Genomic DNA, 26,007 nt, shown 5'->3' on the forward strand with positions numbered 1-26,007 from the left:
CAACCCGCATGATCGGCGTCGAATGGGGCATAAGCAGCTTCCGAGCCTTCCGTATCATGAAGGATGGATCGGTCCGCGACCGGCGAAGCTCTCAGCGCGGCATCCTGAATGTGCCGGATGGCCGGTTCGGGGATACGTTGCGGGAGGAGATCGGACCCTGGCTGGCCGCCGGTGAATCGCAGGTCCTGCTGTGCGGCCCGGTCGGCGGGCGGCAAGGCTGGAAGCTCGCGCCCCACATTCCCTGCCCGGCCGGTCCGCGGGAGTTGGCGGCGGGCCTCGTGGATATCGGGTTCGACTGGGCGACCGTGAAGCTGGTGCCCGGTGTCGCGGGCAGCGACGTCTCCGGCGTCGCGGAGCTGATGCGCGGGGAGGAGACCCAGGTGCTGGGCATCCCGGCCCTGCTGCGCGACGGCGGCCTGGCCTGCCTGCCCGGCCCGCATGCGCGCTGGGTGCGGGTGCAGGGCGGCCGCATCGCCAGCTTCACCACGCACATGACCGGCGATGCCTACGCCGCGCTGCGCGGCTATACCGTCCTGGTACGCACCATGCGCGACGGTCCGCTGGACTCGCCGTCGTTCGACGCTGGCGTCGTCCGCTCCGGCCAGCCGGGGGGATTGCTGCATCACGTGTTCGGCGTGCGCGCCCAGAACCTGGCGGAGCGGCTGACCGAAGCCGAGGCGCCGGCCTATCTGTTCGGTATCCTGGTCGGGCACGAGGTGCGGGCGGCACTGGCCATGGAGCCGGAGACCGTCGTGCAAGTGATCGGCCCACCGGACCAGACGGCCATCTATGCGCGGGCGATCGCGGCGTGCGGCGGGTACGCGGAGCGACATGACGGTGAGGCGGTCATCCGCGGGCTGGCGCTGATCGGCGCGCACACCGCCTGGACCTGACAGCCTGGACCTGACAGCCTCCTGGCGGAGCCGGTTGCCGTTCCCGTGCCGACCCTTGTAGCCGTTTTCCCGCCCGAGGTTTCATCCCGCGCAGCGCGCATGGACGGTTTGCGCAGCGATGCGTATACGGCTTCGCCGCATGGCGGCCGGGTTGATACCCGGCCGTGGCGCTGGGCCGTTGCCTCCCGCCATGGCGGGCGCTGCGTCACCCATGGCGGGAAGGCGCGCGCGTTAGACGCGGCATCAGCGGGCACAGGGCCCGCGAGCGTGCGGAGAGGACATGAAAACTCGGGGCAGGAAGATTAAATATATGTAACGTTTCAGTAAGTCACAATATTTAAAGAACTGTAATATTTTGTCGGTTTTGCCTGCATGTCATTGTGCGGCGCGGCAAAAGACCTGGACTTTCATTCTGAGATAGCAATATGACACCGGTCCTTACGCGCGATACGTGCAATCGATTTTAGCTACATCGTCTCAATAACAGTCCCGAGCAACAAGCCGCATCAGTAATGACAAAGTGCGTCTTTTTTAGAGACGACCGTCGAAAACGTGCAATACTCCTGTCATTGCTCTTGAGGGCTCCGATGTGGATGATGGCTTTAGGCAATTCATCAGCCGCTCGGAGCATACGAAATGGTTTCGTCAGTTACCGTTCTCGGCAGCAATAACTCGAGCATCAGCCTCAGTTTCGACTCGGCATCGACATTCGCCTTGGCCCAGCAGATCGCGGCACGCATCAATGCCAGCGTCACCGGCGGCCAGAACTATGTGACATCATTCGACAACGTGGCGCCACCCGCGGTTCCGCCAGGCTTTGTGGGCGGGTATTACCAGACACAGACCAACTTCGTGGTGATGCCGGATCGCTACGTCGTCGATCTGGTCAAGACATCCGGTTCCGCGTTCGTTCTGGCTTCGAGCGAAAGCGACCAGATCATCATGTCGGACGCCAATACCAGTCTCTACTTCGTCGCGACCCAGGGGTCCGGCACCGTGGTGGGCGGCGGCGGCACGTCGCGGTTCGTCGTCAGCTCCGCCGGTGACTGGGACCTGGCAAGCGGCAACGGCAACGATGTCATTCAGGCCACCGGCGCCGGCAACGACACGATCAATGCCGGCGGCGGCTCCAACCTCATCGTGCTGGGCGGCGGCAACGACTTCATCACCTCGCTCGGTTCGGACACGATCTATGCCGGTGGCGGATCGGAGACCGTCAATGCGACGGGCGCCACCTCGGACGTCGTGATCGGCGGGTCCGGTAGCCTGCTGTTCGTCGGCGGCACCGGCGGTTCAACGATCTACGGGGGGTCCGGCAGCGACACCTATCTCGGCTCCGCCAGCGCCACCGGCGACCAGGTGGTCTATGGCGGGTCCGCCGGCAACAACATGCTGGTCGCGGGCGGCGGTCCGGCCACGCTGTTCGGCGGCGGCAACGGCGATCAGCTTTTCGCCTTCGGCTCCTCCAGCCAATGGCTGCAGGCGGCGGGTGGCTCGGAAACGCTGTCGGCCGCCGCCTCGTTCGGCAACGACACGCTGGTCGGCGGGTCGGGCCAAGCGACCATGCTGGCCAGCCTGGGCCAGACGACGTTCGAGTTCATCAACGGTTCGGCCGGCCAGGATCTCGTGCAAGGACTTACGCCAGCCAGTACCTTCTCCATCCACCTCAGCAACTTCGGTGCCGGCGAGGCAGCCAACGCGGTGAGCACCCAGGTCAATGCGGGAGGCAACACGACGATCAGCCTCTCGGACGGGACCAAGGTCACGTTCGAGAACGTCAACCACCTCGATATTTCCAAGTTCGTTTAGTTCCGGTCGCCGACCGGGTGTGAGGCACCCGGCCGGCTTCGTTATTTGAGGGCGAGGCCGCCCGGCAGCTCCAGGCCGCAAGGCCAAAGGTCCCTGCCGGTGGCCGCGCTGAAAGAATTTTCCAAGCGCGGGCCAGGCCTTGCGGCCTGTCGCCGATGGCGTCCGCGTGAAACCTGCCTTACCCAGCCATTCTTTTCACACGATCAATGAAGGCCCCGGCACTACCCAGGTAGTTGCCGGGGTCAATCATCCGGTCGATCGCATGGCGGTCGAGCTGCGACGCGACCGCCTTGTCCCGCATCAACGCCTCCGCCAGCGAAACCGTCTCGGCCAGCGCGACGTCGCATGCGTGCTTGACGACATGGTGTGCCTCGCCGCGCCCCAGGATCGGCGCCAGGCCCATCATCACCGCTTCAGAAACGACCAGTCCATGCGTGAGGTCCAGGTTGGCACGCATCCGGGCGGCGTCGACGACGAGGCCCTCGGCGATGGTGCAGGTGTGCAGCAGCGCGCCATGGGTCAGGACGAAGCTCTGCGGCACCACCAGCGCCTCGGCCTGCCAGGGCCCGGTGGCGCGTTCATGGTCCTGCGCCATGGCGCCCAGCATCACCGGCACCAGTCCCTGCACGGTGCGGCTGGCGGCCAGGATGTATTCCGAGGAGATCGGGTTGCGCTTCTGCGGCATGGTGGAGGACTGGCCGCGCCCGTGCACATAGGGTTCGGCGACCTCGGCGACTTCCGTCTGCGCCAGCAGGATGATGTCGGTGGCGATCTTCGCCAGGTTGCCGCAGACCAGACCCAGGAAGCTCACCGCCTCGGCCAGTCCGTCGCGGCAGACATGCCAGGGCGCGGCCGGCGCGTTCAGCCCCAGTTCGGCCGCCAGGTCCTCCATGACCCGGATGCCGTCATTGCCCAGCGAGGCCAGCGTACCGGCGGCGCCTGACAGTTCCACCACTTCCACCCGCGGCCGGAGCTGCCGCAGACGCTCCCGATGCGCGATGAACGGCATGGCCCAGATGGCGCATTTCAGGCCGAACGTGGTCGGCAGCGCCTGCTGCAGATGGGTGCGGCCGGCCATGACGGTATCGCGGTGGGTTTCCGCCTGCGCGGTCAGCGCGGTGATCAGGGCATTCAGCTCCGCCTCGATCAGGTCCAGCCCGGCACGCACCTGCAGCACCGTCGCGGTGTCCATGATGTCCTGGGTGGTGGCGCCCCAATGGGTCCAGCGCCCCGCCTCTCCCGCCACGCGCGACAGCTCCGCGACCAGCCCGACCACCGGGTAGCCGACATTGCGGGCGCTGGCCGCGAGCGCCTCGGGGCGCAGGTTTTCCATCCGCGCGGCCGCGGCGATCGTCTCGGCGGCGTCGCCGGGGATGATGCCCAACCGCGCCTGCACCCGCGCCAGCGCCGCCTCCACATCCAGCATGCGCTGGAAATAGGCGCTCTCATCGAACACCTCCCGCATCGCGTCGCTGCCGTACAGCGTGCCAAGGATCGGACCGTCAGCGGGATTCACGGGCATGGTGCGCTCTCCTGAAGGGCGGTTATCGGTTGCCGGTGCGCCGCCCCATCCCGTCATGGCGGGCGCGCGCCGCCATCCACGGCGTGCGGTCCCTCGCCCGGTTCGGGCCAGGTGCCTGGCGGGAAGGCGTGGATGGCGGGCCGGCACCCGCCATGACGGGAGATGGCGGCGGCCGGTCAACCTTGACGCCTGCTATTAGGCGCGTGACGGACCCGCCGCAACGGCCGCAAGCACCCCGACCTCCAGCCGCGCCGAGGCCCACCTACAGGAAGGAGATCGGATCGACGTCAACCTCTATCCTGCAGCCGCGCGGCACCGGCACGCTGGCCAGCCATTGCCGCAGGACCGGTTGCACCGCCACGTCTCGGCGGACCTTCAGCAGCAGCCGGCGGCGGTGGCGGCCGCGCAGCAGGGACATCGGCGCCGGCGCGGGACCCAGGGCAGTGATGCCGTCGCCATGCGGCGCCACGCGGCCCAGGTCGCGGGCCAGGGTATCCGCCTGGATCGCCGTGTCGGCACTCACGATCAGCGCCGCCAGCCGGCCATAGGGCGGCCATTCGCCGTCGCGCCGGCTGTCGGCCTCGCTGGCCATGAAGGCGTCGAGATCGCCCTGCAACAGCGCCTGCATCACCGGATGCTCCGGGATGAAGGTCTGCAGCATCACCAGCCCCGGCGCCTCCGCCCGCCCCGCTCGGCCGGCCACCTGGTGCAGCAGTTGCACCGTCCGTTCCGAGGCCCGCAGCTCTCCGCCGGCCAGGCCCAGGTCGGCATCGACCACGCCGACAAAGGTCAGATGCGGGAAATGCCAGCCCTTGGCGACAAGCTGGGTGCCGATGATCAGGTCGACATCGCGGTTCTCGATCGCATGCGCGGCGGCCGCGGCGGCGTGCGGCCCGGTGATCGTGTCGCTGGCCATGATCAGCCGCCGCGCCTCGGGAAACAGATCCGCCGCCTCCTCGGTGATGCGCTCGATCCCCGGCCCGATCGGCGTCAGGCTGTCGCGCACGTGGCAGGCCGGACATTCCGGCGGGATCGGGATGGTGTGGCCGCAATGATGACACAACAGCTGGTGGCGGATACGGTGTTCCACCAGCCACGCGGAGCAGTTCGGGCACTGCATCCGGTGCCCGCACGCACGGCACAGGGTCAGCGGCGCATAGCCGCGGCGGTTGAGGAACAGCATCGCCTGCTCTCCCCGGGCCAGCGTCTCCCGCACCGCGGCGATCAGCGGCGGCGCCAGGAATTTGCCGCGTTCCGGCGGGGTCTCCCGCAAGTCCACCAGCCGCACCGTCGGCATGGAGGCACCGCCATGCCGGCTGTCCAGCCGCAGATGCGCGTAGCGGCCGGCCTCGACATTCGCCACCGTCTCCAGGCTGGGCGTGGCGGAGACCAGGACCGCCGGGCACGGCGACAGCCGTGCGCGCACGATCGCCATGTCACGCGCATGGTAGATGACGCCGTCCTGCTGCTTGAAGGCGGCCTCATGCTCCTCGTCCACCACGATCAGGCCGAGATCGGGGAATGGCAGGAACAGGGCGGAGCGCGCGCCAACCACGACCGGCGCCGTGCCCTCGGCCACCGCCTTGCGGGTGATCCGGCGAACGCGAGAGCCGAGGTCGGAGTGCCAGACGGCCGGGGCGACGCCGAAACGGCGCTGGAACCGTTCGATCCACTGCGAGGACAGGGCGATCTCGGGCAGCATCACCAGCGCCTGGCGGCCGGTGTGCAGGCATTCGGCGACAGCTTCCAGGTAGACTTCGGTCTTGCCGGAGCCGGTGACGCCATCCAGGAGGGTGACGGAGAAATCCCGGCGGGCGACGGCCCCGCGCAGAATGGCGGCCGCCGCTTCCTGCTGACGGGACAGGGCAGGACCAGCGCGGTCCGGATCCGGGCAGGGAAACGGCGAGCCAGCGGCCGCGTGCTCCGCCACCAGCAGGCCGGCATCCGCCATGCCGCGCAGCACGCTGGTGCTGACGCCGGCCTTGGCCACCAGGTCCGGTGAAGCCAGGGGCTCGTGCCGATCCAGTACCTCCAGGACCCGGCGGCGCGGCGGCGTGAGGCGCGCGCCCTCAGGTGGCGGCTGCGTCCGCCGGTACGTGAGCACCTGGGTTTCCCGGGTAGACAGGACACGCAGGGCCATGGCCAGCACCTCGCCGGGGGGCGACAGGGTGTAGGCTGCCATCCAGTCGATGAAGCGGCGCAAGGAAGCCGTCATCGGCACGCTGTCGATGATGCCGACGATCGGCTTCAGCTTGTGGGCGGGGACGGCGTCATCGGGCGGCGCGTCCCAGACCACCCCGATCTCCTCCCGCCGGTTCAGCGGCACCAGGACGATGTCGCCCGGGCGGGGGTCGAGATGCGCCGGGACGGCGTAGTCGAACGGGCCAGGGAACGGGTACGGCAGCAACACCGGCACGCGGCGCCCGCCGGCGCACCGCGCGGGGAATGCATCCGGCAGCGGCAGGCTGGGCGTCTGGCGGGATGGGGGCAGATCGTGGTCCATCGGCACCGCAGATGTGGCGAATGTGGTGGCCGGCGCCAACACCGATTGTTGCTGGACGGCCCCTGCGGGGTAGCAGCATCGGATTAACGGACCATGAACCCAGGGATCGGCCGCCCCGGTGACGTCTCCCTTGGCGGCCCCCGCTGGCATCCCCGGCCGACGCCCCCGCCGGCGCCCCCCGCCGGCACCTCCATCGGTCGGGACCTCCATCGGCCCGCACCTCCATCGGCGCGATCTTGGGCAGAGCCGGCAGCCTACAGGTCGTGCCCCGAATACGAGCAGTTGAAGCTCTTGTTGCACAGCGGGAAGTCGGCGACGATGTTGCCCTCGATCGCCGCTTCCAGCAGCGGCCACTGGAACCAGGACGCGTCGCGCAGGTGGCAGCGCCGGACGAGCCCGTCCTCCAGCCGCAGCCAGGCCAGAACGTCGCCGCGGAACGCCTCGGCCAATGCCATGCCCTCACCCGAGGCCGCGGCCAGCGGCACCGACACCGGCCCGGCCGGCAGAGTGTCCAGCAGGGTCGCGATCAGGCGCAGACTCTGGTCGATTTCCTTCAGCCGGACCCAGACCCGCGCGTTGACGTCGCCCTCGGGCAGAACGGGAACCTCGAGCGCCAGGTCGGCATACGGTGCATAGGCCAGATCGCGACGGGCATCGAAATCGCGTCCCGACGCGCGCCCCACATAGCCCCCGGCCCCGAACCGCGCGGCCAGGTCCGGCCGCACATGGCCGGTGCCGACGGTCCGGTCCTGCAATGAGGTCGTCGTGTCGTAGAGCGTCACCAGGGGCGGCAGCGCCACCGCCACCTCGGCCAGAACATCGCGAACCGCGCCCAGGCCGGCGCCATCGGGGTCGGCCGCCACGCCGCCGGGCAGGATGCGGTCCATCATCAGCCGGTGGCCGAAGCAGGACGCGCTCGCGCGCAGCACCCTTTCGCGCAGCACGCCGCAATGGGCCAGCATCAGGCTGAAAGCGGCGTCGTTGCAGATGGCGCCGAAATCACCGATGTGGTTGGCGATCCGCTCCAGCTCCGCCATGACCGCGCGCAGGGCGATGGCGCGCGGCGGCGGTTCGGTGCCGGTCGCCGCCTCGACGGCCAGGGCGAAGGCCAAGGCATAGGCAACCGTGCTGTCCCCCGACACCCGCCCCGCCAGCGCCGCCGCTCGGTTCGGCGGCGCGTCCGTCATCAGCCGGTCGATGCCCTTATGGACATAGCCGAGACGTTGCTCCAGCCGCACCACCGTCTCACCGTCGCAGGTGAAGCGGAAATGGCCGGGCTCAATGATGCCGGCATGCACCGGCCCGACCGGGACCTGGTGCAGCGCGCCGCCGTTGACCGGCAGGAACGCATAGGCGGCAGCCGGCCGCGTCTCTTCGCCCCAGCGGCCGTGGTCCAGCCAGGGGCGGTTGTCGGTCAGCCCGACCGGCGCGATGCCGAACAGGTCGCGGATGGTCCGCTCCAGCCGGATCGCCGGAGGATGCAGCGCCCCCACGGAGGGAAAATGTCCGTCCGGGCAGTCCAGGCTCAGCACCGCGGCCGAGCGGGTCTTGGCGTCGAACAGCGCCATGTGGACCATGCCGGTCTCGGCCCATAGCGACAGCAGGGTCAATGCGCCCTGGGCGGCCTGCAAGGCAGCGGTCTGCCAGATGCCTGCATCGACCACGGCGCGCGGCCAGGGACGATGCGCGGGCACCGGTGCGCCCGCGCTCAGAAGGGTCGCCAAGGGGGTGGTCGGGGTGGTCGACGGGTCGGGCATGCCACTCATCCCAGCAGCGTCGCGACGTGCTGGAACCACGCGACCAGCGGTGGCGGCAGCCAGAAGCCGGCAACCAGCACCAGGCCCAGATGGGCGAAGATCGGCAGGTAGGATGCCCGCACCCGTCCGACCGGCCCACGCACCGGTCCGAAGGCCACGCCGGTCATGCGCAATACCAGCGCGCCGAAGCCGAGCAACAGGCCGAACACCAGGATCAACGCCAACCCGGGCGCCTGGCTGAAGCTGGAGGAGATCACCAGGAACTCGCTGGTAAAGACACCGAAGGGCGGCAGGCCGACGATGGCGGCCACGCCCGCCACCAGGGTCCAGCCCAGGATCGGATGGCTCTCGGTCAGGCCCCCGATATCGGCGATGCGCTGCGTGCCCTTCACCTGGGCGACATGGCCGACCGAGAAGAAGATTGCCGACTTGGTCAGGCTGTGCATCGTCATCTGCAGCAGCCCGGCGAAGTTGCCCAGCGGTCCGGCCATGCCGAAGGCGAAGACGATGATGCCCATGTGTTCGATCGAGGAGTAGGCGAACAGGCGTTTGATGTCGCGGCGGCGGTAGAGCATGAAGGCGGCGAAAACCAGCGACAGCAGGCCCATCGCGATCATCAGCGGGTTTGGTGCGATGGCGCCGGGATTGGCCGCCAGCAGCACCTTGAAGCGCAGCAGCGCATACAGCGCGACATTCAGCAGCAGCCCCGACAGCACCGCCGAGATTGGCGTCGGACCCTCGGCATGCGCATCCGGCAGCCAGGCATGCAGCGGCGCGAGTCCGACCTTGGTGCCGTAGCCCAGCAGCAGGAAGATGAAGGCGATGTTCAGCAGCGACGGGTCGAAGGCCGGCGCCAGGTGCAGCAGATGCGTCCAGACCATTGCCTCCATCCCCTCCCCCGCCACCGGACGCGCGGCGAGGTAGACCAGGATGGTGCCGAACAGGGCCAGGGCGATGCCGACGCTGCCCAGGATGAAGTATTTCCAGGCCGCCTCCAGCGCCTGGGCGGTGCGGTACAGGCCGACCATGAGCACCGTGGTCAAGGTCGCCAGCTCCACCGCCACCCACATCAGGCCGATATTGTTGGCCAGCAGCGCCAGGTTCATGCCGAACATCATGAGCTGGTACATGGCGTGGTAGAACCGCACCAGGCGCGGGGCCAGCTTCCCGCTGTCCAGCTCGTGCCCGATATAGGACGCGCTGAACACGCTGGTGGTGAAGCCGACGAGGCAGTTCAGCACCACGAAGACGATGCTCAGGTCATCGACCATCAGGTACAGCCCGACCGCCGGGCGATGCCACAGGAGAGAGACGGCAAAGCCCAGCGACACCGCGCTGGCCAGCACGTTCAGCGCCGCGCCGATACGGTAGCCGGGCAGCAGCGCCAGCAGCGCCGCCGCCGCCAGCGGGATCAGCAGGATGGCCTGGACAGGGTCCACCAGGGCGGGATCGATACTCATTCCTGGCCTCCCCGCGACCGGTCGAGTGCCTCGACATCGATGGTGTCGAACTGCTCGCGGATGCGGAACAGGAAGACGCCGACGACGATCAGGGCGATCAGGATGGAGAAGGCGACGCTGATCTCCACCACCAGCGGCATGCCGCGGGCGCCGGTGGCGGCCAGGATGATGCCGTTCTCCAGCGACATGAACCCGACCACCTGGCTCAACGCGTTGCGCCGGGTGACCATCATCAGCAGGCCGATCAGCACGACGGACAGCGCCAGCGCGACATCCTCCCGCGCCACCGGATCGGCCTCGGCGGTGACCGGCAGCATGACTTCCAGCGACAGCGCGACCAGCGCCATGCCGGCCAGCATGGTCAGACCGATGCCGCCGACCGTCTCGATCTCGCGATGGATACCCATCTGGAACATCATCCGGCGCAGCGCCCACGGGATCAGGATCGCCTTGAAGCCCAGCGCCATGGCGGCGGTGATGTACAGATGCGGCGCCTGCTGGATATGCGCCTGCCAGGCGACCGAGGCCGCCAGCACAACCGCATGCAGCGACAGCACGTGCAGCAGCGCCAGCATGCGGTCCTGGTACAGCATCAGGAAGCTGACCAGCACCAGGAAGCCGGCGAGCGTATGGGCGATGTCGAAGGACAGGCCGTGGCCCATGACGGTCACATCCCCTGCGACACGAACAGCAGCAGCACGCCCAGCAGACCCAGCATGAGGCCGGCGCCGAGGTAGTTGGGAACGCGGAAGACCCGCATCTTCGCGACGGCGGTCTCGGCCACACCCAGAGCCAGGCCCAGCACCGCCATCTTCACCAGCCAGGAGCCGATGCCGACCGCATTGCCCGCCGGGCTGTCGGTATCCCCGGCCAGTCCGACGGGCAGGAAGATGCAGGCGATCATCGAGACGTACAGCATCAGCTTCAGCGACGCCGCCCACTCGATCATCGCCAGATGGCGACCGGAATATTCCAGCACCATCGCCTCGTGCACCATGGTCAGTTCCAGATGGGTCGCCGGATTGTCGACCGGCACGCGGCCATTCTCGGCGATGGCGACCACCAGCAGCGCGACCAGCGCCAGCGCCAGGGAGACGCGGATGCCGGCGGCGCCGGTCAACATGAAGCCGGCGATGGTGGACAGCTGCGTCGAGCCGGCGATCAGCGCGACCGAGAAGACGATCATCAGCATCGCCGGTTCGGCCAGCGAGGCGATCATCACCTCGCGCGACGCACCGATGCCGCCGAACGCCGTGCCGATATCCATCCCCGCCAGCGCCAGGGCAAAGCGGGCGCTGCCCAGCAGCGCGGTGATGGCGATCAAGTCGCCGGACCAGGAGAACATCAGGTTGGCGGCAAAGGTCGGTATCAGCGCCGCGGCGACCCAGGTGGCCGCGAAGATGAAATACGGCGCGACCCGGAACAGCCAGGAGGCGTTCTCGGCGATCACCGCTTCCTTTGCGGCCAGCCGGCGCAGGTCGCGATAGGGCTGGATCAGGCTGGGACCACGCCGGCGCTGCAGCCGCGCCTTCACCTTGCGGACGAAACCGGTGAGCAGCGGCGCCAGCAGCAGGATCAGGGTCATCTGCACGCCCTGCGCGAACAGGGCGTGCAGGGTGCCAAGCAGCGATCCCGTCACGGCCAGATCGCCAAAGTCAGCAGCAGCACGACCAGGGCAGCGAAAACGAAACCCAGATAACTGCGGATGGTGAGGAACTGCAGCACGTTCAGACGATCGGCGGTCCAGCCCACAAGGCCGGCGATCGGGGCATAGACCGGGTCCCAGACCGGGTCGCGCCGACGCTGGACGATCGTGGCCGGTCGCATGTCCCCGGGGTCCGGCATGTCCACCGTGTCCCGCACGGCGAAGATCACGCCGAAGACGCGGCGGATCGGCTGTTGGAAGCTGGTCGCCGAATATTGCGTGTCCGGCGCGGCTTGCGGGAAGCCGCAATCCCAGGCCGGGCCGCGGCGCACGCCGCGCGACAGGCGGTGAACGACGCCGATCGTCACCAGCATCGACAGGGTGATGAAGCCGAAGACCAGCATGCCGTTATAGGAACTGCGGCTGGCGGCGATCGGCGCGATGGTCAGCCAGGGATCGGCCAGCTGCACCGGCATGCGGGCGCCGACGAGAGCTTGCACCACCGGCGCCAGGCCATCGATCACCGCCCCCGGCACGATGCCGGCCAGCAGGCACAGCGCGGCGAACCCGCCCATCGCCGCCACCGACCATACGTCCACCTCCTTCGCCTGCGCCGCCGCGGCGCTGCGCGGGCGGCCCAGGAAGCCGGTGCCGAAGGCGCGCACGAAGCAGGCCGCGGCCAGCGCGGCGGCCAGCGCCAACAGCGCGCCATCCACCGGGAACATCAGCTTGACGCCCCATTGCGGCAGTTGCGGCCGCAGCAGGATCGCCTGGAAAGTCAGCCATTCCGACGCGAAGCCGTTCAGCGGCGGCAAGGCGGACACCGCCATGCAGGCGGCCAGGAAAAAGAAGGCGGTCAGCGGCATGCGGTGAATCAGCCCACCCATCGTCTCCAGGTCCCGCTCGCCGGTGGCGTTCAGCACCGACCCGGCGCCGAAGAACAGCAGGCTCTTGAACAGGGTGTGATTCAGCGCGTGGAACAGCGCGGCGGTCATCGCCAGCGCCGCCCCGGCGGGAAAGTGATTCAGGCGGAACGCCAGCGCCATGCCCAGGCCGACGAAGATGATGCCGATATTCTCGACCGTGGAATAGGCCAGCAGACGCTTCAGATCACGCTCCAGCACCGCCTGCAGCACGCCCAGCACGGCGGTGATGCCGCCGACGGCCAGCACCAGCGTCGCGGTCCACCAATCCTGCGGCCCCAGCAGGTCGAAGACGATGCGGATGAAGCCGTAGATCGCGACCTTGGTCATCACCCCGCTCATCAGCGCGGAGACATGGCTGGGCGCTGCCGGATGGGCCAGCGGCAGCCAGACATGCAGCGGCACCAGGCCGGCCTTGGAGCCGGCGCCGATGAGCGCCAGCAGGAAGGCGCCGGCGGCGATGCCGGGTCCCGCGCCGTGCAGGCGCATGGCGTCGAACGACAGGCCGCCATCGGCGCCGGCCAGCAGGCCGAAGGCCAGCAGCAAGGTCAGGCCGCTGAACGTCGCCATCAGCAGATAGACGTAACCTGGCTGTGGCCCCGCGGGGTCGGGGTCGTGGTCCTGGTGCGCCATCACCAGCGCCCAGGAGGACAGCGACATCAGTTCCCACCCGAACAGGAACAGGAACGCGTCATCGGCCAGCACGACAAGGACCATGCCGGCGAGGAAAACCGGAAAGAACGGCAGGACCCGGCCGGGATGCTGCTCCGTCCGGCCATAGCCCAGGGCAAACAGGCTGGCGCCGCCGCCACCCAGACCGATCAGGCCCAGGAAGAACCCGGAGAGCGCATCCAGCCGCAGATGGCCGCCGACCCAGGGGATGCCGACCGGCAGGATCAGCCGCTCGATCCCGCCGCCGCCCAGCGCGGCAATGCCGCCGCTGACCAGCATCGCGCACAGCACGAGGCAGCCGCCATAGACCAGGATGCGCCCCACCGCGAGGCGCGCGGCCAGGATCCCGATGATCCCGAGGGCGATGAAGCCGACCACGACGGCGGCAAGCTGACCGATCATGGATCGGCCTTCGGCGGGACCAGCCGAACGCCGCGGCCGCCCATCGCGCTGGCCGCACCCTCGCCGATCAATTCGATGCCCGCGGCCTGCAAGGCGCCGACCAGCTTCATCAGGGAATCGACATTGCCGCGCACCACGCCATCGCTGGCCTCCATGCGCTGGATCGTCGGCAGGGACAGACCCGCCAGCTCCGCCAAGGCGCGCTGGTCAAGGCCGAGGAGCGCCCTGGCGGCGCGCATCTGACCGGCCGTGATCATGCGACAGGCGCGCTTGGGCGGAGGCCGGCTGTTGGTTGTCGCGCGTTGAGCATCATATGTTGGTTATGATGTTTTTTGCATCAGTTATACAATATGAAATGGAATAACTGACACATGCCACGGCCATGTCAAGGCCGGCGCCCGGCTGCTACCGCGCGGTCGGCCCGCGCATCACCGGCAACACCCGCGCGTTCTGCGACAAGCCGGATTCAGGGCCGCATTTCCAGGTCAGCGGCGGGAGCTTGCCCCAGACCACGCCGGACGCATCCGCCATGCCGGGCCTTGGGGCGCGCATGGCCAGCAGCGCGTGGTCACGCGGCAGACGCGCTTCCAGCGACCGCATCAGATCGCCGAACGCATAGGGCTTGCCCAGGATCACCGTCGCACCGGCGATGGCGGCGCAGCGGTCCTGTCTGGGGCCCAGAACCCGCGTGGTCAGCACGATGGGGGTGGTCCGGTATCGCGGATGGCGGCGCAGCCGCGCGCAGGCATCGAAGCTGCCGGTACCCTGCGGCGCGGTATCCAGGATCACCAGGTCCGCGTCCACCTGACCCGCGTATATCTCGGCCTCCAGGGCGCTGCTGGCCATCAGGACGGTGAAGCCGGCCTGCGAGAACTCGACTCGCAGCATGCCGCCGAAGATCGCATCGGGTTCCGAAATGATGATGACGGGCGGGGTGGACATGCCTTGGCATGGTGACGTCGAATGGTTGACGGATTCTTAATCAATCGGTGCCAGATTCCACCGCTGCCGGTTGTGGATTGGCCGAGGGACGCGGGCGGCTGCGACACCGCGGCGCTGCGCTTGATGGCGGCGCGCGCGGACGCGGCGGAGCAGCGGTTGCCGGGGCCTTGCCGCGATCTTGCCACGCCGCACCACCCTCCCCGGCTTGCCCATCCGCGTGCGGCGTGCTTGGAATCGCTGTCATTTGGTAGCGCGAACATCAACGGCGCACCGCCAAGGGCACGCAGACTGACGGGAGGGACGCGATGAAGATCGCCGCGATCGAGACGCTGCAGGCCGATGCCGGCTGGCGGATGTTCTCGTTCCTGAAGGTGACCACCGATGACGGGGTCGTCGGCTGGTCCGAATTCAACGAAAGTTTCGGCAGCGCCGGCCTGTCCGACGTGATCCGGGCCCTGACCCCGGTGCTGATCGGGCGCGACCCGCGCCGGTTCGAGCAGATCACCCAGCATCTGCACGTGCTGACGCGGCAGTCGCGCGGCGGGCTGAACCAGCAGGCGATCGCGGCGATCGAGAACGCGTTGCTGGACGTCGCCGGCAAGGCCTATGGCGTGCCGGTCTGCGCGCTGTTCGGCGGGCCGATCCGCGAGCGCATCCCGGTCTACTGGTCGCATTTCGGTACCTATCGCGTGCGCAGCGCCGCGTTGATGGGCGTGCCGCCGTTGCGGAACCATGACGACCTGGCCCGGCACGCGCGGGAGGTGCGGGACCGCGGCTTCCGAGCGCTGAAGACCAATATCCTGCCGCTGGCGGAAGGGACCTTGTCGTCCTATGTGCCCGGTTTCGGCCGCACGGCAGGCTGGCCGGAGCTGAACTGGGACAACCGCCTGGTCCAGTCGGTGAAGACGCAGCTCGCCGCCATCCGTGGGGCGGTCGGCGGTGAGATGGGGATTCATCTCGACATCAACTTCAACTTCAAGACGGAGGGGTTCAAGCGCATCGCCGATGCCGTTGCCGATGCGAACCTGACCTGGCTGGAGATCGACACCCATGACGCGCCCGCGCTGGCCGAGATCAAGCGCGGCGCCCCCTGCCCCATCGCCTCCTGCGAGACATTGCATGGGCGGCGCGAGTTCAAGCCGTTCCTGGACCTGTATGCCACCGATGTCGCCATCATCGATGTGATCTGGAACGGGCTGGTGGAATCGGCAAAGATCGCCGCCATGGCCGACGTGCATGAGATCAACGTGGCGCCGCATAACTTCTACGGCCATCTGTGCAGCGCGATCAGCGCGCATTTCAGCGCCATCGTGCCGAACTTCCGGGTGATGGAGCTGGACCTGGACAGCGCGCCGTGGCGCGATGAGTTCTATACCTCGGTGCCGGTGATCGAGAACGGCGACTTCATCCTGCCCACCGGGCCCGGCTGGGGCATCGACGTGAATGAGAAGGCGGTGCGCGCACGTCCGCCGAAATCGTAACAACAGTTGGACCGTTGAGGAGAGAGACGTTGGCCAAGTTCAAGATTGCCACCCCGGCCGGGGCCAGTTTTACCGTCGCCGGCGGCGGCTATGACGATGAGATGCGGGAACTGGACGGGATCGACTGCGAGATCGTCGAGGGCCCGACGGATGAGGACGGCTTCGCCAGGTTCGCGCAGGACGCGGATGTGATCTACGCCAAGGGGATGCGCTTTTCCAAGAAGCTGATCGACGCGCTGCCGGATCGCGTGCGGGCGATCGTGCTGGGCAGCGTCGGCGTCGACAGCGTGGACGTGAAGGCGGCAACCGCGCGCGGCATTCCGGTGACGAACTGTCCGGATACGTTCATCGAGGAAGTCGCCGACCACGCGATGATGCTGCTGCTGTCGACGTTCCGCCGCACCATCGAACAGGACAGGATGGTGCGCGAGAACCGCTGGCGCGAAGGCCGCCCGGCCCTGCTGCAAATCCCCCGGCTGATGGGACAGACGCTGGGCCTGATCTCCTTCGGTCATGTCGCGCGCGCGGTAGCGAAACGGGCGAAACCGTTTGGACTGCGTATCATGGCCTACGACCCGTTCATCGAAGAACTGGTGATGGTGGAGCACGGCGTGCTGCCCGCAACGCTGGAAGACGTCCTCTCCCAGTCCGACTTCGTCTCCATGCACGCTCCCGCCCGGCCGGAGGTCGAAGGCATGCTCGGGGAAAAGCATTTCAAAATGATGAAGAAGACGGCGATCTTCATCAACACTGGCCGCGGTCCGACGGTGCAGGAAGCCGCGCTGATCAAGGCGCTGGAGGAGAAGTGGATCGCCTATGCCGGGCTGGACGTGCTGGAGATCGAACCACCCGGCGACAACAACCCGCTGCTGAAGATGAACAATGTGATCCTGTCGGCCCACACGGCCTCGGCCTCGGCACGCTTCGACCCGGCGCGCAAGGCGCATGTCGGACGCGAACTGCGGCTGGTGCTGGAAGGCCGCTGGCCGATGAGCTGCGTCAATCCGGCGGCCCTGCAGAATGCGACGAAGCTGCAGCGGTGGCAGCCGATTTCGATGGAGCGCGGACCGAACAGCTGACGGATATCGTTTCGGTTACCGCATGGCGGCCGGAGCGGACTCCGGCCGCCGCCACCGCCGCTTCCGCGCCACTTGTCGTGCCGCGGTCACCGCCGCCAGAATGCCGGCCGCCCCAGGAAGGACGACGGCCCCATGATCGACCTTTCCCCGCTGGTGGCCCAGCCCGGGCCGGCATCCTTGGCTTATGTCGATCCTGCCTTCCCGGACCGCCGCCTGGTACTGCACGCCGCGCGGCCGACAGCCTGGGCTCCGGACGTCCCCGTCGTGCTGGTCCATCACGGCGTCGCTCGCAACGGCCGGGACTACCGCGACTACTGGCTGCCGCATGTCGAGTCCGGGGGCTTTCTCGCCATTGCGCTGGAGTTCCCCGAGGACGGTTTTCCGGAATATCTCTGGTATAATTTCGGCAACCTGCACGCCAAGGACGGCACCCCCAACCCGCGCGAGCAGTGGACATTCGGCATCGGACCGCGCCTTTACGCGGCGCTGCGGGCGCAGGGCATCACCACCGCGCCGCGATACGGCCTGTTCGGCCACTCGGCTGGCGGCCAGTACGTCCATCGCATGTTGTCCTTCGGCTATCGGCAGCATGTCGGGATCGCGGTCAGTGCCAATGCCGGCACCTACGCCATGCCGGACCTCGCGATCGATTGGCCGTGGGGGCTGGGTGCCGTCGGCCTGACCGAGGCCGATCTGCCCGCCCTGCTCGACGTGCCGCTGACGATCATGGCCGGCACCGAGGACACCAGGACCACCGGGCGGTTCTTCCCGAAGGGCCCGCGCTCGATGCGGCAAGGCCCGCACCGCCACGGCAGAGCCCATGCCTACCACCGGACCGCCCAGGACCTTGCCGCTCGCCTCGGCGTGCCTTGCCGGTGGCGGCTGCTGGATGTGCCGGGCGTCGGACATGACGGACGGCGCATGTCCGCCGCCGCCGCGCCGGTGATCGCCGCGGCGCTTTGCGGCAGCACCGCCCAGGCTGAATTACCGCCCCAGGCCGAATTCAGGCGCCGTGAGGCCATGGCGGCGTCCAGCAGGCGGTAGCTGCGCCACGCCCTTCCCATGGAGGCGGGCGTGGCTTGCCGGCAGGGCGGGTGATCCGTCGCCATGCGGGCTTTCATCGCCCCTTGCGCCTTTGCGGATATCCGGCAGAACGGCCAGAGCATCCCCGCCCGGCGATCGAAGCCGATGGCGACCCGTCCGATGGCGGCTGCAGGCAGGCGCGCCCTACGCCGCCTGTTTCATCGCTGCCGCGAACCGACCCTTCCGCCAGTTCAGATATTGCCAGGCCGCATTCGCGCTGATCTGCGACAGCGTGCCGCGCGGCGTCAGGCCGCAGGTTTTCAGCACCATCCCGATGCCGCGCTGAACGTGGTGGAACCGGTAGAACCCCATCGCCCTGGCCATGTAGGCGGCGATGCAGCGCTTGTGCTCATACGGCACCGAATCCGGCTCATTGCCGCAGTAATAGGCGTAGGCGAGCTCGTCATCCTCGGATTCGGTGATGCGGCCCAGCGCGATCCGCAGCCGCGTCAGTTTCGAAAGCTGCTCGCGCTGCAGGTAGCGGTGCATATGATCGTAGAACAGCTTGAAGTGGCGATATTCGTCGGCCGCGATCAGCTTGCAGATCTGCTTCAGCACCGGCTCCCGTGTCGCCTCGCCCAGCGCGCTGTAATAGCTGGAGGTGCCGGTTTCCACCATGCAGCGCGCGATCAGCTCACCGGTGCGCGATCCGCGGATCGAGGCGTCGGCGTCGACCTGAATCTTGTAGCCGGCCTTGTAGCGGGCGAAGGCGGCACGATAATCCCAGCCCGGGTCGGCCATCATCGCCCATTTGCCCAAAGCCTCTCCGTGCTGGACCTCCTCTTCGGCCCAATAATCGGCGGCGCCGCGAAAATCCGGGTCATCGCTGAACACGCCATTCAAATACCGCGCGTAGTCACTGCCGTTGCGTTCGACCATCGCCGCGGCCTTGACGATGGCAATCAGGTCCGGATCGACCGCGCCGGGATCGAACTGCTCCCAGGCAACGTCCTCCAGGCGCCAGTGCTTCATGATGCGGTGCACTCTTATCGGGTGAATGTCAAAAAAGACGATCGCAATGACTCAGCGCCTATATATGCGGCCGGCCCGGCCGATAAAGCAGCGCCTGGACCTGCCAGGGCCGCCCCGGCGCGTGGTCGCGGGCGCTGTGTGGCGTCCGGGTCACACCCCGGTGTGTGGGCGGCGCACCACCAGCAGCGCCGCGACCAGTTGGAGTCCGATGCACAGGGCGAGGACCGGGACATAGCTCCCCGCCGAATCATGGATGAGACCCAGCAGCGCCGGCGACACGGCAAAGGTGAACTGGCCGCAGGCGGCGCTCAATCCGATGATCCTGCTGAACGCCGCGATGGGGAATTCCCGCTGGATGATCAGGGCTGGGAAGGTGATCACATTGCCGACCGACAGGCCGAACAGCACGCAGCCAGCATACAGAAGCACCGGCTGATCGAGGAACACCAGGACCAGGGCCAGCCCCGCCGCCTGGGAGATGACGCTGACCGCGGCGGCCGGACGTTGCGGCAGACGGTCGATCACACCGGCCAGCACCAGCCGGCCGGTCATCGCCGCTACCGATGTCAGCGCCAGGGCGAAGGCGCCGCCGCCGGGTCCCAGGGCCGGCAGCAGCATCGACACCAGGTGCACGATGGTACCGACCTGTGCCGCCAGGGCCAGCGCGAACGGCAAGGCAATCGACCAGAACCGCCAGGAGCGCAGCAACGCACCGGTCGCGACGGCACCGTCGGCCTCGCCCGGCGCGGCAGCCGTCGCCACAAGCCGGGTCCGAGCGGGAAAGGCCGTGCCGATCAGCGGCAGAACGATCGCCAGCGCCATCGCGGCGGCGAGCGGCACCGCCGTCCGCAGTCCCACTTCCAGGCTCAATGCGGCGAGCGCGGGCGCGACGGTGAACCCGGCCACGCTGGCGCCGTTCAGCGCCAGGGTGATGGCGAGGCCGCGCTGCTGCTGGAAATACAGTGCCAGGCTGGTGGCAATGGCGGTGGAGGTGCAGCACGCCCAGCCGGCCGCCATGACCAGGGCGGCCGCAAACATCTCCCATGGTGCCAGGCCGCGGCCGAACCAGGAGGCACCGCCGCCCAGCAGGATGACCCCGCCGGCCAGCATCCGGCTTGGACCGGTCCGCCGGATGACGGCATGGACCTGGGTGAGGCAGACCGCACCCGCGAGGTAGTACAGGGTGATCGCCGCCGAGATCAGGGAGGTCGGCCAGCCATGCAGGCTGTGCAGATTGGCCAGATAGACCGACAGGCCGGTAAAGCCGAAGCCCCAGCCGAACACCGCCGTCATGAAGCAGGCCAGGACGGACGGCCATGCGCCTGCCATTTCCGACCGCTGGGAGGGCGGTTGGGTGATCCGGATGGCCATGGGATGATGGGATTGAGTCACGTCGGGGACCGTATCAGCATCCCCGGCCGGCGTGTTTCGGTCTCGGCCGAACTGACGAGCTCGTTTTGTTTCAGATTTTACCAAGACAACGGGTTGCGGCGCCGATGCCAGACCGGATTGCGGCTGATCCGCGCATGGCGGGGCTGGACACGCTGGCCGCATCCCCGGCAATCATGTCCGGCCGTCGAAAGCACGGCCGCCGCTGTGTGCCTTTTCGGCAATGACGGTGGACCTGCAACCGTCGTGGCGGGGCCTTACCATGACCGCCCCGTCAACCGGCTCAGGCCGCTACCGGCCGGATCAGCGTCGCGCCGACCCGATCAGCCGACGGCCTCGACCCGAGCGCGCGCGGCCTGCACGAGGTCGAGTACTTCGTCCTCGACAGCGGTGTCGCGCTTGTCGGCGGCTTCATAGGCGGCCTCGGCCTCGGCGAGCTGCCGGTCCGCCTCGGCCTTGTTCAGCTCCGCCACCGGCACGGCCTCGTTGGCCAGCACGGTGCAACGCTCCGGCGTGATCTCGGCGAAGCCGCCATTGACGAACAGTTTTTCGGCAACACGATCGCCCTCATAGAGGTCGATCGTGCCGCCACGCAGCATGACGATCATCGGGGAGTGCCCTTCCAGCACACCCAGATCGCCTTCAGAGCCCGGTATCACCACCATGTCCACCAGACGGGACTGCAGCAGCTTCTCGGGGCTCACGATCTCCAGGGAAATGGGCATTCGCTCCGCTCCGTATCCGTTCCCGTATCCGTTTCCCTGAAGGACCTAGGCGGTCTGCTTCAGGCTTTCGGCCTTGGCAACCGCTTCCTCGATCGTGCCCACCATATAGAAGGCGGCCTCCGGCAGGTGGTCGTATTCACCGGCGCAGATCGCCTTGAAGCTGCGCACCGTGTCGGCCACCGGCACGAACTTGCCGGGGAAGCCGGTGAACACCTCGGCCACGTGGAAGGGCTGCGACAGGAAGCGCTGGATCTTGCGGGCGCGCGCCACGACCAGCTTGTCCTCTTCCGACAGCTCATCCATGCCCAGAATGGCGATGATGTCCTGCAGCGACTTGTAGGTCTGCAGGATGCGCTGCGTCTCACGCGCCACCTGGTAGTGTTCCTCACCCACGATCCGTGGGTCCAGCGAGCGGCTGGTGGAGTCGAGCGGGTCCACCGCCGGGTAGATGCCCAGCTCCGCGATCTGGCGGCTCAGCACGGTGGTCGCATCCAGGTGGGCGAAGGAGGTGGCCGGCGCCGGGTCAGTCAGATCGTCCGCCGGCACGTAGATCGCCTGCACCGAGGTGATCGACCCCTTGGTGGTGGAGGTGATCCGCTCCTGCAGTGCGCCCATGTCGGTCGCCAGGGTCGGCTGATAGCCCACCGCCGAGGGGATGCGGCCCAGCAGCGCCGACACTTCCGCGCCCGCCTGGGTGAAGCGGAAGATGTTGTCGACGAAGAACAGCACGTCCTGGCCTTCCTCATCGCGGAAGTATTCCGCCATGGTCAGGCCGGACAGGCCGACGCGCGCGCGGGCGCCCGGCGGCTCGTTCATCTGGCCGTACATCAGCGCCACCTTGGAGCCTTCTTCCAGCTTGCCGTCCTCGGACATCTTGATGACGCCGGCGTCGATCATTTCATGATACAGGTCGTTGCCTTCGCGGGTGCGCTCACCGACACCGGCGAACACCGACACGCCACCGTGCGCCTTCGCGATGTTGTTGATCAGCTCCTGGATCAGCACCGTCTTGCCCACGCCAGCGCCGCCGAACAGGCCGATCTTGCCACCCTTCAGGTATGGCGCCAGCAGGTCCACGACCTTGATGCCGGTGACCAGGATTTCCGCCGCCGTCGCCTGCTCCTCGAACGAGGGGGCGTCGCGGTGGATCGGATAGCGCTTCGTGGCGTTGACCGGGCCCTTCTCGTCGATCGGCTCGCCGACGACGTTCAGGATGCGGCCCAGCGTCTCCGGCCCGACCGGCACGGTGATCGGCGCGCCGGTATCGACCACTTCCTGGCCGCGCACCATGCCGTCGGTGCTGTCCATCGCGATGCAGCGGACGGTACGCTCACCCAGTTCCTGCGCCACCTCCAGCACCAGGGTGTGGCCGCTCAGCTGGGTGTGCAGGGCGTTCTGGATGAACGGCAGGTCGCCATCGAATTGCACGTCCACCACGGCCCCGAGGACCTGGGTCACGCGTCCGACAATATTGCTGGCCATGATGCGTCTTCCTTCGCGTATCGAATGAGAGATCAGACGGCTTCAGCGCCGGAGATGATCTCGATCAGTTCCTTGGTGATGTTCGCCTGGCGGGCCCGGTTGTAGTTCAGGCTGAGCCGCTTGATCATGTCGCCGGCGTTGCGCGTGGCGTTGTCCATCGCGGTCATGCGCGCACCATGCTCGCCGGCGGCGCTTTCCAGCAGTGCCCGGTAGACCTGGATCGCCAGGGCCTGCGGCAGCAGCCTGGCCAGGATGGTTTCCTCGTCCGGCTCGAATTCATAGATCGCGCCGCCGGTATCCACCGCCTCCTCCTCGGGCGGCGGCGGCGCGGGCACCACCTGCTGTTCGGTCACCACCTGGGCGATCACCGACTGGAACCGGTTGTAGATGACGGTCGCGACGTCGATCTCTCCGGCGTTCAGCATGGTGGTCACCCGGCCGGCGATATCCTGCGCGTCGGTGAACTCGATCCGCCGGCGGCCGACGTAGTTGATATCGCCGATGATCCGCGATGCCAGTTCACGCCGCAGATAATCGCGTCCCTTGCGGCCGACGGCGAGGATCTTCACCGTCTTCCCCTCCGTCTCCAGCTTCCGCGCCAGGTTGCGCGTCGCTCGGCCGATATTGGAGTTGAACGCGCCGGCCAGGCCGCGATCGGCGGTGACCGGGATCAGCAGATGCACCTTGTCCGCGCCGGTGCCGACCAGCAATGGCGGCGCCGTGGGCGAGCCGGCGACCGAGGCCGCCAGCGCCCGCAGCATGCGGTCCATCCGCTCCGCGTACGGGCGCGCCGCCTCGGCCTGCGCCTGGGCGCGGCGGAGCTTCGACGCCGCCACCATCTTCATGGCGGACGTGATCTTCTGCGTGGACTTGACGCTGTTGATGCGCGTCCGAAGCGCCTTCAGGCTGGGCATGGGGCGACCTCAGACGAAGGACTTCGCGAAGTTGTCCAGGAACGCGGTCAACTTCTTCTCGGTATCAGCCTTGATCTCCAGGTCCGTCCGGATCGATTCAAGGATCGACGGCTCACGCGCCTTCAGCTCCGAGATGAATTGCGCCTCGAACGCGCCGACGCGGCCGACATCGATCCGGTCCAGATAGCCACGGACGCCGGCGAAGATCGCCACCACCTGCTCCTCGACCGGCAGCGGCTTGTACTGCGGCTGCTTCAGCAATTCCGTCAGCCGCGAGCCGCGGGCGAGGAGCTGCTGGGTGGAGGCGTCGAGATCGGAGGCGAACTGCGCGAAGGCCGCCATTTCGCGGTACTGCGCGAGTTCCAGCTTGATGCGGCCGGCGACCTGCTTCATCGCCTTGACCTGCGCCGCGGACCCCACGCGTGACACCGACAGGCCGACATTCACCGCCGGGCGGATGCCGCGGAAGAACAGCTCGGTCTCCAGGAAGATCTGGCCATCCGTGATCGAAATCACGTTCGTCGGGATGTACGCCGACACGTCACCGGCCTGCGTCTCGATGACCGGCAGGGCGGTCAGCGAACCGGCACCCAACTCATCGTTCATCTTCGCCGCCCGCTCCAGCAGGCGGGAGTGCAGGTAGAACACGTCGCCAGGATACGCCTCGCGTCCCGGCGGGCGGCGCAGCAGCAGCGACATCTGGCGATAGGCGACGGCCTGCTTGGACAGGTCGTCATAGAAAATGACCGCGTGCTGGCCGTTGTCACGGAAGTATTCGCCCATGGCACAGCCCGAATACGGCGCCAGGAACTGCATCGGCGCCGGATCGGACGCCGTGGCGGCGACGACGATCGAGTACTGCATCGCGCCCTGCTCTTCCAGCGTGCGGACGAGCTGCGCGACGGTCGAGCGCTTCTGGCCGACCGCGACATAGATGCACATCAGCGCCTTCTTCGGGTCGCCGGCGGCATTGATGCCCTTCTGGTTGATGATCGTATCGATGATCACCGCGGTCTTGCCGGTCTGGCGGTCGCCGATGATCAGCTCCCGCTGGCCGCGGCCGATCGGAATCAGCGCGTCGATCGCCTTCAGGCCGGTCTGCATCGGCTCATGCACCGACTTGCGCGGGATGATGCCCGGCGCCTTCACCTCGACGCGGCGGCGCTCGGCGAACTGGATCGGGCCCTTGCCATCGATCGGATTGCCCAGGCCGTCCACAACGCGGCCCAGCAAGCCCGGGCCGACCGGCACTTCCACGATCGTGCCGGTGCGCGCGACGGTGTCGCCTTCACGAATCTGCCGGTCGTCGCCGAAGATCACGATGCCGACATTGTCGGTTTCCAGGTTCAGCGCCATGCCCTGCAGGCCGGCGGCCGGGAAGGACACCATCTCACCAGCCATGACGTTCTGCAGGCCGAACACGCGGGCGATGCCGTCACCGACGGACAGCACCTGGCCGGTCTCGGCGACATTGGCTTCGGTGTCGAACGCGGCGATCTGCTTTTTCAGAATCTCCGAGATCTCGGCGGGGCGGATCTCCATTTATGCGGCTCCCTTCATGGCGTACTGCAGGCGTTGCAGCCGGGATTTCAAACTGGTGTCGTACAAGCGGGCGCCGATCCGGACGACCAGGCCGCCGAGCAGGTCGGATTCGACCTTCTCATGGATGTTGACGTTGCCGTAGCCGGCCTCGATCAGGCGGGCGCGAAGCTGCTGGCGCTGCACGTCGTTCAGGGGATGGGCGGAAACCACATGCGCGGTGACGATGCCGCGGCGATCCGCCACCAGGGCGGCGAAGGCGGCCACGATCTCGCGCAGGGAGCGGAGGCGGCGGTTCACCGACACCATGCCGACGAAGTCGCGCACCGGCTTGCCGAAGCCTTCCTGCTGCAGCACCGCCTGGGCGGCGGCGGTCGCGGTCTTCACGTCGATCAGCGGCGAATCCAGCAACCGGCGGAAATCGGCGCTGCCGTCGATCAGGCGACCGAGATTCTCCATTTCGGTAACGACGGCGTCGAGGACGTGGTTCTCGTCGGCATAGGCATAGAGCGCGGCAGCGTAACGGTCCGCAAGACCGCCGCCGCCTGATGCAATGGTCGAAGCCTCAGACGCCACGAGCATATCCATTTGTTGGGCCCGAACCCCCAAGGCGCGGGCGTGAACTGGGGTTGGCCGGCCGAACCGGCGCCGCGGCGTCTAGCATGGGGTATGGGGGCACGCAACACGCCGCGGGCGGGGATTGTGACGTTTTATGGGGTTGGCACGCGATGCGCGGCGGTTTCCGCCGCCGTTGCGCGGCCGGACCGGCCCGGACTTTGCGGCAGGGCAAAACCGCGCCGCGCGGCCCGGTTTCT

Annotated in this window: 21 protein-coding genes; 5 read left to right on the top strand and 16 right to left on the bottom strand. The window is 67.8% G+C overall.

The features are described from left to right. The first annotated feature begins 8 nt into the window (after positions 1 to 8). Positions 9 to 893, top strand: coding sequence for a 2-dehydro-3-deoxygalactonokinase (locus VHC04_RS13875; protein WP_325682195.1), 885 nt, complete (start codon positions 9 to 11; stop codon positions 891 to 893). Positions 894 to 1,529: 636 nt separating this feature from the next. Beyond that, positions 1,530 to 2,702: a calcium-binding protein gene (locus VHC04_RS13880; RefSeq protein WP_325682198.1), complete on the top strand. Its 1,173-nt coding sequence runs from the start codon at positions 1,530 to 1,532 to the stop codon at positions 2,700 to 2,702. 178 nt (positions 2,703 to 2,880) lie between these two features. On the opposite strand, the gene VHC04_RS13885 is transcribed toward VHC04_RS13880, so the two are convergent. The 9 genes from VHC04_RS13885 to VHC04_RS13925 form a co-directional block, all read right to left on the bottom strand. Next, positions 2,881 to 4,224, bottom strand: a complete 1,344-nt coding sequence (locus VHC04_RS13885) for a class-II fumarase/aspartase family protein (protein ID WP_325682200.1) — start codon at positions 4,222 to 4,224, stop codon at positions 2,881 to 2,883. Positions 4,225 to 4,486: 262 nt separating this feature from the next. Then, the gene (locus VHC04_RS13890) at positions 4,487 to 6,727 is read right to left on the bottom strand and encodes a primosomal protein N' (protein ID WP_325682202.1); all 2,241 of its coding nucleotides are present in this window, start codon (positions 6,725 to 6,727) and stop codon (positions 4,487 to 4,489) included. A 254-nt stretch (positions 6,728 to 6,981) separates the two neighbouring features. After that, positions 6,982 to 8,484, bottom strand: coding sequence for a hydrogenase expression protein HypE (locus tag VHC04_RS13895; RefSeq protein WP_325682206.1), 1,503 nt, complete (start codon positions 8,482 to 8,484; stop codon positions 6,982 to 6,984). Between the two features lie 5 nt (positions 8,485 to 8,489). After that, positions 8,490 to 9,944, bottom strand: coding sequence for a hydrogenase 4 subunit F (locus VHC04_RS13900; protein WP_325682208.1), 1,455 nt, complete (start codon positions 9,942 to 9,944; stop codon positions 8,490 to 8,492). After that, entirely contained in the window at positions 9,941 to 10,606 is a 666-nt protein-coding gene (locus VHC04_RS13905) for a hydrogenase-4 component E (RefSeq protein WP_325682210.1), read from the bottom strand. Before VHC04_RS13905 ends, VHC04_RS13900 begins: the two co-directional genes overlap by 4 nt. A 5-nt stretch (positions 10,607 to 10,611) precedes the next feature. Beyond that, a complete protein-coding gene (locus tag VHC04_RS13910) occupies positions 10,612 to 11,583 on the bottom strand; it encodes a respiratory chain complex I subunit 1 family protein (protein ID WP_413789116.1) in 972 nt (323 codons plus the stop codon). Continuing rightward, a complete protein-coding gene (gene hyfB / locus VHC04_RS13915; RefSeq protein ID WP_325682212.1) occupies positions 11,580 to 13,586 on the bottom strand; it encodes a hydrogenase 4 subunit B in 2,007 nt (668 codons plus the stop codon). Before hyfB ends, VHC04_RS13910 begins: the two co-directional genes overlap by 4 nt. After that, positions 13,583 to 13,843 carry a helix-turn-helix domain-containing protein gene (locus VHC04_RS13920; protein WP_325682214.1) on the bottom strand — a complete coding sequence of 87 codons (261 nt, stop codon included), beginning with the start codon at positions 13,841 to 13,843 and terminating at the stop codon, positions 13,583 to 13,585. Before VHC04_RS13920 ends, hyfB begins: the two co-directional genes overlap by 4 nt. 148 nt (positions 13,844 to 13,991) lie before the next feature. Further along, positions 13,992 to 14,528, bottom strand: a complete 537-nt coding sequence (locus tag VHC04_RS13925) for a response regulator (RefSeq protein ID WP_325682216.1) — start codon at positions 14,526 to 14,528, stop codon at positions 13,992 to 13,994. A gap of 305 nt (positions 14,529 to 14,833) precedes the next feature. On the opposite strand from VHC04_RS13925, the gene VHC04_RS13930 reads away from it, so the two are divergent. The 3 genes from VHC04_RS13930 to VHC04_RS13940 all read left to right on the top strand — a co-directional run bounded on the left by VHC04_RS13930 (position 14,834) and on the right by VHC04_RS13940 (position 18,132). After that, positions 14,834 to 16,009 (top strand): mandelate racemase/muconate lactonizing enzyme family protein, encoded by a 1,176-nt coding sequence (locus tag VHC04_RS13930; protein WP_325682218.1) that lies wholly within the window; start codon positions 14,834 to 14,836, stop codon positions 16,007 to 16,009. A gap of 29 nt (positions 16,010 to 16,038) precedes the next feature. After that, positions 16,039 to 17,088, top strand: a complete 1,050-nt coding sequence (locus VHC04_RS13935; protein ID WP_325682220.1) for a C-terminal binding protein — start codon at positions 16,039 to 16,041, stop codon at positions 17,086 to 17,088. Between the two features lie 132 nt (positions 17,089 to 17,220). Continuing rightward, positions 17,221 to 18,132: an alpha/beta hydrolase gene (locus VHC04_RS13940; protein ID WP_325682222.1), complete on the top strand. Its 912-nt coding sequence runs from the start codon at positions 17,221 to 17,223 to the stop codon at positions 18,130 to 18,132. A 183-nt stretch (positions 18,133 to 18,315) separates the two neighbouring features. Here VHC04_RS13940 and VHC04_RS13945 read toward each other — a convergent pair whose 3' ends face one another. The 7 genes from VHC04_RS13945 to VHC04_RS13975 all read right to left on the bottom strand — a co-directional run bounded on the left by VHC04_RS13945 (position 18,316) and on the right by VHC04_RS13975 (position 25,774). Next, positions 18,316 to 19,143 (bottom strand): ferritin-like domain-containing protein, encoded by an 828-nt coding sequence (locus VHC04_RS13945; protein WP_325682224.1) that lies wholly within the window; start codon positions 19,141 to 19,143, stop codon positions 18,316 to 18,318. A gap of 150 nt (positions 19,144 to 19,293) precedes the next feature. Further along, the gene (locus VHC04_RS13950) at positions 19,294 to 20,472 is read right to left on the bottom strand and encodes an MFS transporter (protein ID WP_325682226.1); all 1,179 of its coding nucleotides are present in this window, start codon (positions 20,470 to 20,472) and stop codon (positions 19,294 to 19,296) included. Positions 20,473 to 20,855: 383 nt separating this feature from the next. After that, positions 20,856 to 21,257, bottom strand: coding sequence for an ATP synthase F1 subunit epsilon (gene atpC / locus VHC04_RS13955; protein WP_325682228.1), 402 nt, complete (start codon positions 21,255 to 21,257; stop codon positions 20,856 to 20,858). Positions 21,258 to 21,302: 45 nt separating this feature from the next. Continuing rightward, positions 21,303 to 22,739, bottom strand: coding sequence for a F0F1 ATP synthase subunit beta (atpD, locus tag VHC04_RS13960; RefSeq protein WP_325682230.1), 1,437 nt, complete (start codon positions 22,737 to 22,739; stop codon positions 21,303 to 21,305). A 32-nt stretch (positions 22,740 to 22,771) separates the two neighbouring features. Beyond that, on the bottom strand, positions 22,772 to 23,653 hold the full coding sequence (locus VHC04_RS13965) for a F0F1 ATP synthase subunit gamma (RefSeq protein WP_325682232.1): 882 nt from the start codon (positions 23,651 to 23,653) through the stop codon (positions 22,772 to 22,774). A gap of 9 nt (positions 23,654 to 23,662) precedes the next feature. Then, entirely contained in the window at positions 23,663 to 25,195 is a 1,533-nt protein-coding gene (gene atpA, locus VHC04_RS13970) for a F0F1 ATP synthase subunit alpha (RefSeq protein ID WP_325682234.1), read from the bottom strand. Continuing rightward, positions 25,196 to 25,774 (bottom strand): F0F1 ATP synthase subunit delta, encoded by a 579-nt coding sequence (locus VHC04_RS13975; protein WP_325682461.1) that lies wholly within the window; start codon positions 25,772 to 25,774, stop codon positions 25,196 to 25,198. It abuts the gene before it with no gap. Positions 25,775 to 26,007 lie beyond the last annotated feature (233 nt).

This window comes from Rhodopila sp., assembly GCF_035548095.1.
In the GTDB taxonomy this organism is placed as follows: Bacteria; Pseudomonadota; Alphaproteobacteria; order Acetobacterales; family Acetobacteraceae; genus Rhodopila.

What these genes read in the sequence shown, in the direction of transcription:
- VHC04_RS13875 (WP_325682195.1), top strand. Translation starts at nt 9, where the DNA reads ATGATCGGCGTCGAATGGGGCATAAGCAGCTTCCGAGCCTTCCGTATC.
- VHC04_RS13880 (WP_325682198.1), top strand. Translation starts at nt 1,530, where the DNA reads ATGGTTTCGTCAGTTACCGTTCTCGGCAGCAATAACTCGAGCATCAGC.
- VHC04_RS13885 (WP_325682200.1), bottom strand. Translation starts at nt 4,224, where the DNA reads ATGCCCGTGAATCCCGCTGACGGTCCGATCCTTGGCACGCTGTACGGC.
- VHC04_RS13890 (WP_325682202.1), bottom strand. Translation starts at nt 6,727, where the DNA reads ATGGACCACGATCTGCCCCCATCCCGCCAGACGCCCAGCCTGCCGCTG.
- VHC04_RS13895 (WP_325682206.1), bottom strand. Translation starts at nt 8,484, where the DNA reads ATGCCCGACCCGTCGACCACCCCGACCACCCCCTTGGCGACCCTTCTG.
- VHC04_RS13900 (WP_325682208.1), bottom strand. Translation starts at nt 9,944, where the DNA reads ATGAGTATCGATCCCGCCCTGGTGGACCCTGTCCAGGCCATCCTGCTG.
- VHC04_RS13905 (WP_325682210.1), bottom strand. Translation starts at nt 10,606, where the DNA reads ATGGGCCACGGCCTGTCCTTCGACATCGCCCATACGCTCGCCGGCTTC.
- hyfB (WP_325682212.1), bottom strand. Translation starts at nt 13,586, where the DNA reads ATGATCGGTCAGCTTGCCGCCGTCGTGGTCGGCTTCATCGCCCTCGGG.
- VHC04_RS13920 (WP_325682214.1), bottom strand. Translation starts at nt 13,843, where the DNA reads ATGATCACGGCCGGTCAGATGCGCGCCGCCAGGGCGCTCCTCGGCCTT.
- VHC04_RS13925 (WP_325682216.1), bottom strand. Translation starts at nt 14,528, where the DNA reads ATGTCCACCCCGCCCGTCATCATCATTTCGGAACCCGATGCGATCTTC.
- VHC04_RS13930 (WP_325682218.1), top strand. Translation starts at nt 14,834, where the DNA reads ATGAAGATCGCCGCGATCGAGACGCTGCAGGCCGATGCCGGCTGGCGG.
- VHC04_RS13940 (WP_325682222.1), top strand. Translation starts at nt 17,221, where the DNA reads ATGATCGACCTTTCCCCGCTGGTGGCCCAGCCCGGGCCGGCATCCTTG.
- VHC04_RS13945 (WP_325682224.1), bottom strand. Translation starts at nt 19,143, where the DNA reads ATGAAGCACTGGCGCCTGGAGGACGTTGCCTGGGAGCAGTTCGATCCC.
- VHC04_RS13950 (WP_325682226.1), bottom strand. Translation starts at nt 20,472, where the DNA reads ATGGCAGGCGCATGGCCGTCCGTCCTGGCCTGCTTCATGACGGCGGTG.
- atpC (WP_325682228.1), bottom strand. Translation starts at nt 21,257, where the DNA reads ATGCCCATTTCCCTGGAGATCGTGAGCCCCGAGAAGCTGCTGCAGTCC.
- atpD (WP_325682230.1), bottom strand. Translation starts at nt 22,739, where the DNA reads ATGGCCAGCAATATTGTCGGACGCGTGACCCAGGTCCTCGGGGCCGTG.
- VHC04_RS13965 (WP_325682232.1), bottom strand. Translation starts at nt 23,653, where the DNA reads ATGCCCAGCCTGAAGGCGCTTCGGACGCGCATCAACAGCGTCAAGTCC.
- atpA (WP_325682234.1), bottom strand. Translation starts at nt 25,195, where the DNA reads ATGGAGATCCGCCCCGCCGAGATCTCGGAGATTCTGAAAAAGCAGATC.
- VHC04_RS13975 (WP_325682461.1), bottom strand. Translation starts at nt 25,774, where the DNA reads ATGCTCGTGGCGTCTGAGGCTTCGACCATTGCATCAGGCGGCGGCGGT.